Raw genomic sequence first — 12,597 nt, 5'->3', positions numbered from 1 at the left:
CGATATAACGAAAATTGAATCCGACGAGATTCAGAAGAAATATAAAGAGCTCATCGAAGCCATGACGGCCGCCCGGGACAATATGGCAAAGGATTTTGGCTGGGAGTCCACAACATCACAAAGTGGCAAAGCCGGAGCCTTCACTACGATGACACAAGATCAGGGTACGAAGCTCGAAGGGTTATTTACCTCCGTACAGGGGCATGTGAGTACTATTGACGATACGGTGAAGGATATCTCCATGATCATGGGCAAAGCCATTGACGCGCTATCTAAAATAGTTGAGAACACGGCTTATTGTAAGTACTTGGAGCAGATGGCCGCTGATATCTCGGAATTGAAACGTGACGGATTTAAAATGAAATAAGATGGAAAAGGTATTGGAAGGGCTTTTACTGATTAACGGGCAGGATGTATATACAACCTATGGCGCTTACTTGACCGAACTCAAAGCAGGGGATCATGCGAACTACAACGAATTGCTTAAGCCCCCGGCGATGAAGCCATATACAGCCGTAGCATATCGCGAGCAAGATGGTGAGGCGTTGCCCGACGTGTTACCGATTCCTCGCTTCGAGGCACGTGACATCACCCTGTATTTTGCGCTCACCGCCGAAACGAAAACCGATTGGTTTGCCAAGTACACAGCCTTTATCACGCTTTTGAAGAGTGGTTGGCTTAACATCGAGGTGCCGGAATTGAATAAGACTTATAGGATGTACTATAAGGATTGTACCAACTATGAGCAACTGACATACCTGAAAGAAGAGGCGGTTTACGCTTCACGCTTTAAGTTGAAGTTTCGCGAACCGAAGCCGGGTATTTGAATAACGATTAAACATTGATTAAAGACTGATTAAATGGAACTCAATATTTATAATAAAGAAGGACAGTTAAAAGCAACCATATCGCCCGCCGACTCATCGACACTTGCCGAGGGGTTGATGGCAGACTATATCCTGAGCCTGTCCTTTGTTCTCTTTGACCGCGTGCAGCTCGATGTGAACGACTATGTTGATTTCTTAGGTAAACGGTACCGGATGCTCGAAGCCTATATTCCGAATCAGAAATCGACTATTGAATGGAGTTACAATACGAAGTTCTACGGTATCGAAAGCGTGATCCGTCGTGCTCTCTGCTTGAAGACAGTGGACAATGAACTGAACCCGGTCTTCTCTCTCACCGCTCCGGCAATCGAACAGGTAAGACTGGTGGTAGAGAATATCAACCGTGTGATGGGAACCACCGATTGGAAGGTAGGCGAGGTTATTGCCACCGATAATCTTACCATTGACTATAACGGAACCTATTGCAATGATGCCCTTGCATCGATTGCCACTGCTGCCGAAACGGAATGGTGGATAGACGGTCTTACCGTCAACCTGTGCCGGTGTGAATATGGCGAGCTTATTGAACTGGGTTATGGTAGTGGACTTAAGGAGATCACGCTTGATACAAACGAGAACGCCAAGTTCTTTACCCGTTTGTTCCCAATGGGAAGCAACCGGAATATTGATCCCAAGAAATACGGAAGCAGTCGCCTACATCTGCCCGGTGGTGTGAAGTATCTTGAGCAGAATACGCACTACGGAATCATTGAGCACTACGAAGAAGCTGCTTTTGCGGCCATATATCCGCGTAGAGTCGGCAAGGTAGGTGTGGTTCGGAAAGAGACCAAGACGGGCGAGAATAAAAAACCTTTTGATATCTACTATTTCACTGATCCGGAGTTGAACTTCAACCCGAACGAATATGTAATAGCCGGATTGATTAAGCAAATTGTCTTTGAAACGGGAGACTTGGCAGGGCGCGACTTTGAAGTAAACTACCAAGCCGATAAAAAAGAGTTCGAAATCATCACTCAATGGCCATACGACAACGAAATGCAGTTGCCCGGTGCGTTGGTCATGAAGCCCGGCGATGACTACATTCTGTACAATATCACCATGCCTACGGAGTATTACGCATTAGCGGAGACAGAGTTTGAAACTGCCGTAGCGGAATACATGAATAAAAACAAACTCGATAAAAGTGTATATAAAGCCCCTACCGACTATATCGATCTGAGCAAGCGAAATGTATCACTTTCCGTTGGGCAACGTATACACCTGATGAGTGATAAATACTTTCCTGAAATAGGTTACCGAGACAGTCGAATAACGAAAATTACCCGTAAGGTGAACGAGCCGTTGTCGGCAGATATTGAGATTAGTGACTTGGCGAATCCGGGTGGAAAGGCCGTTATGGAGCAAGGTATCAAAGATGCCAAGCACTATGCACAAGCAGCCCTCTCCGGATTGCCGGATATGATTAAAAGTTGGGAAAACACACCGGAGAGTGATTCGAATCTGTATACGGCAAAGAAAACATTGGCAGAGATATTGAAGAGGGCACTTAGTAGAACAGGGCCTGATCAGACGGATTTCCTATTAAAACTATTTGGCGGATCCGAGGTCAAGAACGGTTTAACAGTTGATAGCCTCATTGCCGAAGAGCTAGCCAAGTTAAAGAAGGGGTTAAACGTCACAGGTGGTGCGGATATCGATTACTTGCGTGTTCTTGAAACAATCTCTGCAAAGTTAGTTGATGCGGTGCAGGTGAATGCTACGAATGTAACCGCTTCGGAACAAATAGCAACCCTTAATCTGCTTGTTCAGGCACTCGCTGAGACATACGATCTGAACGTGTCTCACGTGGCTACCATGATGCGCACTATTATCAAAGATTACGTAAGCTCCGAAGCGTTCACTCCCGGTTTAATGGGCGAAGGTTTCAAGATTTCAAAGGCTCTTAACGGTGATTGGAACTTAGAGATAGACAACGTAGTAGTGCGCAAGGTAATGACGATCTTTGAGATGATTATTTCGAAGGTACGTTCGGTTAACGGTGGCTTGGTAATATCAGACGGCAACGGTCGCATCAAGTCCGTAGCCGAAACAACAGGCTCACCTGCTTACTACGTGATCGGCATCGAGGGCGATATGCAGTTTGTCGTTGACGATTACGTTCGCTGTCAGGTATTCTCAAACGGTCATGCTAAATTCTACTGGGTTCGTGTATCGTCGATAAGCAATAATTCTATTCTTGTGCTCAAATCGGAGTTCACGAACAGAGCTGTTCCCGCCATAGGTGACGACTTGGTGCAGATGGGCAACGCGACCAACAAAGCCCGTCAAGGCTTGATTTACCTGACTGCTTCAGAGGATGGAAAGCCGCGTATCTCTGTAATGGATGGTGTAAACTCAACGAGCTTGGTCGGAAAGAATAAAGTAATTTTAGGAAGCTTAGATGGTATTACCGACACCGATTTTCCGGCAGACTTCCAGCCGAGCGGTTACGGTCTGTATGCCATGAACGTATTTCTAAAAGGTATATTCGTGCTTCGTAATGGTAAGAGCGTAGAGGGTGAGATCGAAGCAGCACAGAACGCAGCAGCGACCGCACAGGCTAAAGCCGATACGGTAACGCGCTTATTTCAAGAGTTCACGGTAGCAGGCGGACTGTTTGAAAGTAAGATTACCGAGGTTAAAGAGTATGCGGACGGTAAGGTAGACGGTTTGCAGGTCGGAGGCGCCAACCTACTTAAAAATTCCAGCAATTGGCGAACTGCTGGTTGGAATGGTGGTGTCTCAGACAATGGAGGCGGGTACACGATTGACAATACTGTACTATATCATGGAAATCCAACTCTTAAAACTGATGTTGGGGCTGGCCTGTATCATCCTTGGCTGACGATAGAGCCCGGTATTGAATACACTTATTCGGCAATGGTTTTGTGCGAATCTTATATTCCCAACAACAGTAGCGTGCCATTGCATTATCACGCAGGGAAAGACAATACTAATCAAGGTAAAATCAATGTAACTAAATCCGATACGGGATTAAATCCCGGCGTTTGGAAGCTGATACATATTGTATTCAAACTGACTGGTGATGCGAATTCTTTCAGACCATTTTTATACCGAGGCGCAAATAGCGGTACATTCTTTTGGGTTGCCTATATGAAACTCGAACGCGGCAACAAGCCTACCGACTGGACACCCGCCACCGAGGACGTCACCGCAGACGCCAAAGCCAAGGCAGACGCAGCCCAAGCCGCTGCCGAAGCGGTTGCCATTGCAAAGGCTGCACTCGCCAAAACCGAAGCAAGTGCATACGCTGATGGTATCGTTACAGCCGAAGAACAGCGTGCCATTGCGGACGCACAGGCGAAGTTAGCCGAGGCGAAACTTGATGCACAAGCCAAAGCGGATGATGCCAAACAGGCAGCGATCAATGATGCGGCAGGTAAATATCCAACAAAAACGGAAGTATCTACAAGCATCACACAGTTAAGCAATAGCATTTCTCTTAAGGCCAATCAAACAGAGGTTGCAGGCTTAGATAATCGTTTATCGTCTGCCGAAGCGAAAATAACACCTGATGCAATAAGGTTGACTGTCAGCGAACAGACAAAAAACATCGCTATTGAATATGCGAACTTAGCGGCCAAACTCGCGGGAGCTAAGATGCTATATCGTGACCCAACATTTAAGATCGGGCTAAATGGTATAGGTGTATATAATAATCTCGGTAACGGAACGGTGGGGATTAGCCGCTTAGGTCGTGACCCCAATAACCCTACCGATTCGAATTATCAACTGGTGATAACGTCTACAGGATATTCACAGACTCCGGGTCGTGGTGGGTTTTATTTCTCTAATTACGTACATATTTATGGCGAATATATTTGCAAGATCATCGCGTGGATTCCTGTTGGCTCAAATCTTTGCTTTGCTTCTAACAGCATAGGCGATGGCGGTTACCAAAAATGGCTAACACCAACAGCTGGGCAAGGGAAGTGGGCGGAATATGTATCATACGTCCGTGGTGGCTCGGGCAACACATCTTCTACAAACTTTTACTACCTTGACGCCGGAGCAGAGACACTGCAATGGTGGTTGTGTTATGCAACCGTTTTTGAATGCAGTAGTGCTGAAGATACGCCAACACGTTCGGAGGTTAGTGCAGAACTTGATATATTATCAACAGAAATAAGAGCAAAAGTATCTAACGACACATTTAACGCGCTGGGCAATCGTGTATCTGCCGCCGAAGCAACTCTAACCGTACAGGCTAATCAGATCGCGTCTAAAGTCTCCCAATCGGATTTTAATACCCTTGGGCAGCGTGTGGGTTCGGCAGAATCGGCAATAACGCAACAGGCAACGCAGATCACTGCACAAGTTACTGCGGTTAACGACTTGACAGGTAGGGTTGCCTCGGCGGAATTGGCTCTAAATCCTGATAATATTTGGTTAGGACTGACTGCAAAAGTAGATGGTGCTATTGAATCGAAAGTAAAGACAGGTATTAGCATTGCGGGGAATGAAGTCAGCATATTCGGCACGACCATATTGAACGGAAATTTGATCGCTGGTATTATATCCGCTACCAATATCACCACTGGAAAGCTAACTGTAACGGACGGTGCTAAGATCGGCGGTATGGTTATAGAAAATAATACGCTCAAAGGTGGTAGCATAGTTTTGACAGAAGGAGCTAAGATCGGCGGGTTCACCGTTAATGGAAACAGTTTGACTTCATCTGATAGTACCGGAAAGGTTATGATCGGTGATAATATGATACGCTTCTTGCGTATTAACGAAAACGATTCCGCGTCTATGCTTGCTATTCGAAATGATAATGGATCGGTGTTGTCGCTCTACTCTCATGGAGCAACGGGTAGGTGTCTTGGCATACAAGCCCAGTCCTCGGCAATCGCTATTGAGAGTGCTGGATCGCATCTCTTTAAACAACGTGCAGGCGAGGTTTGGAACGCGCCCGGTGTTTTATGGTGCGGACATTACAGCTGCTCAAATTGGAATCCCACTCTTGTTAGATCGTGGGGAGATGGTTTAGGGCTAGACGCCTACGGGCGTAGAATGGTTCCGACTATCTCGCGGTCAAAGAGCGGGTGCTACACAATAACGCACAACCTTGGTCATGTGGATTACTTTGTTCATGCGATTGGTAATGCTCAGATTCGCGATAATTGGAATTGGTGGAATACTACGGTTGGTTTCCTTAGCCATGCTGCGAACTCTTTTGCATTGCAATTTAAAGATGATGGCGGTGGCGAGAAAGACCCGGCAGAATTTCAAGTGATGATTTTCGGTAGAAACAAATGGTAACAAATTTAATAACAACAAATTATGAAAATTGACTTTAGAAAAATCGAAGTAAAAGATGTGGAAGGTAACGTTTTGCTTACCGAAAAAGGAGAAGTAGATTACAAAGATGTACATACACTTCTTGGTAATGCGATTCATTTTGGCGTTTCCGACATAGCCGATCAGGAGATAGGACGGGATATCTATTTAAATGGTGAGGTAGAAGTTACGCCTGAGACAGCTGTCGTAATACGGCACTTTGTCGATAAAACCCTCTTGGCGTTCGTCAAGGTTGAACTGCTTCCAGTATTAGACAATATTATTAACTCAAAAAAAATAACATCATGTTAGTAGAAAAATCAAGAAAACAAGAGGTAAGAGGCGAAGTAATCACAGATAACTACGCCTACGCAGTAAATTACAGTTTGGATAATAACGAGCTTGTAAAGCTGCATTGCGACGTTACTAAGAAGGTATCGGAAGAGATCGAGACACCCGAAGGCAAACAGACTGTCGAGCGTCAAGCATACGTCGGCAATATGTTTAGAGAATCAGGTAACAAACAAATCTGCTTGCAAGAAGGTGAAGAGATAGCACCGCACGTCGTGGTGTTTGAGCAGATTCTTTCAGAGGTAGCAGCGTTGTTGGCTCCTGCTCCAGTTAAAGCAACCAAGTAAAAGAAAAACCGCCCGACCTTCAACAGGCTGGGCGGGTTGACAAAAAACTATTTAATAACCTTACAGTTATGCACATCTGCAAAAGTAACCATATTTTTTATAAAAGCAAAAAATGTTGTAATCGTGATGTAAGGTTGTAAAAGAAAAACCGCCAGATCTATCACAGGCTGGGCGGATCTTCGTTTTGAATATTAAAACACAAAACACACATTTCGTTTTGTGTTAACAATGTTAAAAACAATACAAAACGATTTGCAGGTAGCTTACAAGTCGTTTTGACGTTTATAGTCTATCCGTTTAATATGTGGTTATTAGCTGTACGATGTCGGTCATATACATGCCGAGCCGATGCTATTGCACTCATTGTATCACATTTTTCGTTATATGTTCCACAAAATGTATCGCAATACGTCTGATTGTGTCTATTTATATCGGTTCATACCAGAGTTATTGATTTGGTTCAAATCCCGCACAAAAAACTGATTATAAGAGTGATAGTGATAAGTGATTGATTCTAAATGAATAAGGGAAACCTTTTCAGATTCCCCTTATAGTAAAAAAAGTACACCCTCAGGGACTCGAACCCTGGACCCATTGATTAAGAGTCAATTGCTCTACCAGCTGAGCTAAGAGTGCCTGGTACTTCGCTTTTGCGGTTGCAAAGATATGCGTTTTATTTGGTTTGACCAAACGAAAATATAGGTTTTTTTCTTCTTTTTTCTTTATTTATTCAAACTCATAAAGATCCGAAGGTGTACTTCGCTTTAAAGCAAGTAGTTGCACATCTTTCCCTACAAGTACTCCTTTTGCCTTTAATTTCCACTCAATTGTTTTAAATGCTAACTCGGGGTGGTTATTATCTTTGCTCAAATGGCAAAGCCAGATGTATTTTAAATGTTCGTTAATATTCTCGGCCAAGAACTCTGCGGTATCCGAATTGCTCATATGTCCAGTGTTGCTTGATATGCGTTCTTTTAGATAGGTAGGATACGGTCCCATTTTTAGCATTTCTTCATCATAATTGGCTTCTATGATCAAGTAATTGGCTTTACATATATATTTAGCTGCAGTAGGAGTAATTTCGCCAAGGTCGGTAAGAAAAGAAAAAACTTTTTCTCCTATCTCAATACAATAACCTACATTATCGGTACCATCATGAGGAACCTCAAAAGACTCGATACAAAAATCTTCGAGCTTCATCGGCTGTTCTTTCTCCAAATAACGAACCGAGTTACTCAATTTCTCGGTCATACAATAGCTTTTATTGATGCCTTCGTGAATGCGTGCAGTTGTATAAACGGGGATGTTAAATTTCTCGCCTAAATGCCCTACAGCTTTGATGTGGTCTGCATGATCGTGAGTCACAAATACTGCACGTATCGTTTCGAGCGAAACATTGATCTCTTTTAGTGCTTTCTTTATGGTACGAATTCCTATGCCTGCATCAATTAATATTCCATATTTTCCGGTGCCTAGATAATAGCAGTTTCCACTACTGCCACTTGCCAGACTTATAAATCTTACTTTCATGTCTTTTTGTCTTTAAAATGCAAAATGCCGCCAACTTTTGTAGTAAAGTGAGCGCAAATATACATAAAAAAGAATAGACTAAGCAGTAAGTTTTCTTGTTTTTGTCGATGAAATCGACGAATTCGACAAAACACAAGAATACTATCGGGCACCTACCATGATGCGAAGTATAGATGGGAAGTGCTTTTTTAATAAATAATAAACCGACAAAACAAGCGGAATAAGAATTAATAAGGGCAACACATAAAGCATCACATCGCAAAAGAGTGTTCCCGGTGGAAAGAGAGCGGTTAGGCTTTTCCGAATTTGACTTAACGACTGCTCGTGAGCGGCAAACAAGAAGAAACTTGCACCGGGTAAGAACGTACCTACAGCTATCTTCTTATGATCCAGCAACCACGAAACGGCATTAATCAAAAACAGTACGCCGATCAAAATTCCAGCATTGTGTATGTAAGAATTGAAAAAGAGCCCTTTTGTCAACGCATCCGAAACTGCCAGAATGGGATAAGCAATCAGCGAAAAACGAAAAAACTTTCGGCATTCCGTAACCATATTTCTTCTCGACAGCCGCAAAGAACCACCTAACATAAAAAAGAAAATACCCATGGTATTGATTCCCGTAAAATGAACCGACAGTCCGGTTATCCAAAACAGAAAAAACATCAGCATAGCCGCTCTTTTGAGACGCTTTAGAAGCAGATAGAATAGGGGAGACAACAGCATGGTTATCATCAAATCACGAATAAACCACAGCGGATAGACCAATGGATAATGGGGCGGACGAAAATCCCAAAAACAGCGAAAGTAATCCATAATATCCCACTTGGCCACCAAAGGTACCGGACCATAGGCTAAGGAATACAGCCCTAAAACTTGTTGCAGAAAGGCGAAGGTTAGAATGGCAAATGTATTCCAAAAGAGATAGGGGATGAGTAAAGAGTGAAAACGGCTATTCAGCTTTTTTACATAAAAAGGTTTGTCAAAACGTGTTGCCTGAAAAAACAGATAGCCGGCAAAAAGGAAAAACATGGGAACACTTAAACGTGCCACAACCTCCGAACCTAAGTTGCGTAGAAACTGAAATACAGGATAGATCAGTTGATCATTACCCAGTATCATACCACCTTTGTTGATCGGTGGTTTGTAGCTATGAATCAGCAAGACTCCGATTATCATCGGAAACCGCAGCCAGTCAATGGTTTTGGATTGTAGTTCTTCGATTGTCATTGTGGGAACAAAGATATTTACTTTTCTTCTATTTTTATATATTTTAGGCGTAGATTTTGTCCATTATACCCAAGTATAGAGGGCTAATCGGCAAAATCTACGCCGATCATCTATTATATTCCTTCGACAATCTACAAGTTGTCTTATTTAAAAGCGGAAGAAGTCCTTAGCATTATTGTAACTAATGTCTTCAATCATCTGATTGACACGCTCCATCTCCGAAACCGGTATTTCGCCGTTCTCTACATCACGGCCTACCAAGTTGCACAGCGTGCGACGGAAATATTCGTGACGTGGATAAGAAAGGAATGAGCGCGAATCGGTCAACATTCCCACAAAGCGGCTAAGCAGGCCGAGCACAGAAAGAGCATTCATCTGTTTCTCCATACCATCTTTCTGATCGAGGAACCACCATCCCGAACCAAATTGTATTTTTCCGGCAACGGTACCATCCTGAAAGTTACCCAACATGGTAGCAATCACCTCGTTCGCACAAGGATTGAGGTTGTAAAGAATGGTTTTTGTGAGCTTGCCGTTCGAGTTCAAGCGGTCGAGGAACTTAGACATCGCTTTGGCTGTTGTAAACTCGCCGATTGAGTCGAAGCCTGTATCTGCTCCCAGTAGTTTAAACATTTTCGTATTGTTGTTGCGAATAGCTCCATAGTGGAACTGCTGTGTCCAGCCTTTTTCCCAATCCATCTCGCCGAATATAACAAGCATGGCCGATTTAAACTTCAGTATTTCCTCTTTGCTTAGATTCGCTCCACCGTATACCTTATCGAAGATGGCTTTGATCTCACTCTCGGTATAATCTTCGGCATAAAACTCTTCAATTCCATGATCCGATAACTTACACCCTTGCGCGGCAAAGAAGTCATGACGGGTGCGAAGCGCTGCGATCATATCGTCGAAAACCGAAATAGTAATACCACTCACCTCCGAAAGTTTTTCCATGTATGCACGGAAGTCACCGGGAACCTCAACAGCCATTGCTTTGTCCGGACGCCAAGTCGGCAACATCTTTACCTCAAATCCGCTTTCACGTGTTTTAATATGATATTCGAGCGAATCAATCGGATCATCCGTTGTGCAAACAGCTTCTACGCGATAGCGACGCATCATGCCACGAGCCGAGTATTCGGGCTGGGCAAGCTTTTCGTTACACTCATCGTAAATTTCACGGGCGGTTTTCGGATTTAAAATTTTGTCAATGCCAAAGGCTGTTTTCAGCTCAAGGTGAGTCCAGTGATACAACGGGTTGCGGAAGGTATAAGGTACGGTTTCGGCCCATTTCTCAAATTTCTCCCAATCGCTTGTGTCTTTTCCCGTACAGAAACGCTCATCAACACCATTGGTACGCATGGCGCGCCATTTGTAATGATCGCCACCCAACCAGATTTCTGTTAATGATTTAAACGTATGGTCGTCGGCAACCATTTGGGGTATTAAGTGACAGTGATAATCGATGATCGGCATCTTAGCCGCATGTTCGTGATACAATTTCTGTGCAGTTTCTGTTTGCAACAGAAAGTTGTCGTCCATAAAATTTTTCATTTTACTGTGTTTTAGAGTATATTAAAATATTACTTTTCGGTAAATTTAGATTATGTAACTGATTATAAGACTGGTAATTTAAAATATCCTTTTAAACTTATAAACCGTTATCGAACACAAAAGTAGAAGTATTACTTGGAGTAACAAAATAATTCGTATATTTGCGGCGAATATTTATAATATTTAAGTTTTAACACCATGGAGAAACCGAGTTATACTATCAAAGACATTGCACGTTTGGCAGGTGTTTCTGCCGGAACAGTAGATCGAGTATTGCACAATAGGGGAGACGTATCTCCCAAAAGTAGAGAAAAAGTACAAAAAGTGCTGAACGAAATTGATTATCAGCCCAATATATTCGCAATCGGGTTGGCTGCCAAGAAAAAATACACCCTCACGTGCGTGATACCCGATTATGTCGAACACGATTATTGGCACTCGGTTGTATTGGGTATTGAGCGCGCCCATAAAGAGCTGCATCCGTTCAATATCACCGTGAACTATTTGCATTACGAACAGGGAAAGGAAGCTTCGTACCGAGAGATTTTCGGTAAAGTACAAGAAAGTGGAGCAGACGGCATTTTGTTGGCTCCTAATTTTCGCGAGCAAACCCTCACGCTACTGGCATGGTTACAAGAGAAGCAGATACCTTATGCATTTATCGACTTCAACATGGAGCAGGCCGGAGCACTTACGTATAGCGGACAAGATTCGTATCAAAGCGGCTATTTAACAGCTAAGATATTGATGCGAAACTACTCTCCCGAACAGGAGCTTGTACTGTTTCTGAGCAACAACAAAGAGAACCCGGGCGAGATACAAATGCAACGTCGCATGAATGGTTTTATGCAGTACATTGCTGAGAATCACGACCGGATGACCATACATGATGTGATACTCAATAAGGTTAATTCCGATCAGAACAAACAAGTGCTTGAACATTTTTTCAGCACTCATCCCAAAGCAACTTTAGGAGTCGTATTTAACTCACGTGTATATCAGGTAGGTAATTTCCTCAAAGAAACAGGTCGGAGAATGAATGGATTGATTGGTTACGACTTGCTGAAAGATAACGTATCACTGCTCCAATCAGGTCATGTTCATTATCTGATCGGACAGCGTCCTGCTTTGCAAGGATATTGCGGTATTAAAGCCTTGTGCAATCATGTTGTTTTTAAAAAGACGGTTGCTCCGATCAAATACATGCCTATTGATATTCTAATGAAAGAAAATATCGAATATTACTTCGAATTTGAATAACATATCAACAGTATTGTCTATGTACTGAAACTTCTCATCTTTGCGTATTCTCTTTTGTGACAAATCAGATGGAAATATCGTATTTTGTGTAGAACTTACGATTTACAGTGGGAAACGAAAGTGACTAGGTACTACTTATTCCCTATATTCTCTAAAGTAAAAATAGCTTTCTGTTTTTTCTGCCAATTAAAGTT

Annotated in this window: 8 protein-coding genes, 1 tRNA gene and 1 pseudogene; 6 read left to right on the top strand and 4 right to left on the bottom strand. The window is 43.1% G+C overall.

What is annotated here, in order from left to right:
• The 5 genes and pseudogenes from TY03_RS10010 to TY03_RS09990 all read left to right on the top strand — a co-directional run.
• Nucleotides 1-367 (top strand): annotated as a pseudogene (locus TY03_RS10010) (hypothetical protein); the annotation flags it as partial.
• Nucleotide 368: 1 nt separating this feature from the next.
• Nucleotides 369-827 (top strand): hypothetical protein, encoded by a 459-nt coding sequence (locus TY03_RS10005; RefSeq protein WP_042369714.1) that lies wholly within the window; start codon nt 369-371, stop codon nt 825-827.
• Between the two features lie 33 nt (nt 828-860).
• Nucleotides 861-6,173: a hypothetical protein gene (locus TY03_RS21445; RefSeq protein ID WP_052332460.1), complete on the top strand. Its 5,313-nt coding sequence runs from the start codon at nt 861-863 to the stop codon at nt 6,171-6,173.
• 21 nt (nt 6,174-6,194) lie between these two features.
• Nucleotides 6,195-6,503, top strand: coding sequence for a hypothetical protein (locus TY03_RS09995; protein WP_042369712.1), 309 nt, complete (start codon nt 6,195-6,197; stop codon nt 6,501-6,503).
• Nucleotides 6,497-6,829 carry a hypothetical protein gene (locus TY03_RS09990; protein ID WP_042369709.1) on the top strand — a complete coding sequence of 111 codons (333 nt, stop codon included), beginning with the start codon at nt 6,497-6,499 and terminating at the stop codon, nt 6,827-6,829. Before TY03_RS09995 ends, TY03_RS09990 begins: the two co-directional genes overlap by 7 nt.
• A gap of 563 nt (nt 6,830-7,392) precedes the next feature.
• Here the strand turns inward: TY03_RS09990 and TY03_RS09985 are convergent.
• The 4 genes from TY03_RS09985 to uxaC form a co-directional block, all read right to left on the bottom strand.
• Nucleotides 7,393-7,465, bottom strand: a tRNA-Lys gene (locus TY03_RS09985).
• 90 nt (nt 7,466-7,555) lie between these two features.
• Nucleotides 7,556-8,359 (bottom strand): MBL fold metallo-hydrolase, encoded by an 804-nt coding sequence (locus tag TY03_RS09980; RefSeq protein ID WP_042369707.1) that lies wholly within the window; start codon nt 8,357-8,359, stop codon nt 7,556-7,558.
• Nucleotides 8,360-8,500: 141 nt separating this feature from the next.
• Complete coding sequence (locus TY03_RS21440; protein WP_052332459.1) at nt 8,501-9,589, bottom strand: acyltransferase family protein; 1,089 nt, start codon at nt 9,587-9,589, stop codon at nt 8,501-8,503.
• A gap of 147 nt (nt 9,590-9,736) precedes the next feature.
• On the bottom strand, nt 9,737-11,143 hold the full coding sequence (gene uxaC / locus TY03_RS09970; protein WP_042369705.1) for a glucuronate isomerase: 1,407 nt from the start codon (nt 11,141-11,143) through the stop codon (nt 9,737-9,739).
• 198 nt (nt 11,144-11,341) lie between these two features.
• Here uxaC and TY03_RS09965 point away from each other — a divergent pair, with 198 nt between their 5' ends.
• Complete coding sequence (locus tag TY03_RS09965; protein ID WP_042369703.1) at nt 11,342-12,403, top strand: LacI family DNA-binding transcriptional regulator; 1,062 nt, start codon at nt 11,342-11,344, stop codon at nt 12,401-12,403.
• Nucleotides 12,404-12,597: the final 194 nt, after the last annotated feature.

This window comes from Bacteroides neonati, from assembly GCF_000499785.1.
Taxonomy (GTDB): domain Bacteria; phylum Bacteroidota; class Bacteroidia; order Bacteroidales; family Bacteroidaceae; genus Bacteroides; species Bacteroides neonati.
Note: the sequence above shows the minus strand (reverse complement) of the source record. Positions and strands in the feature narration are given on the sequence as shown.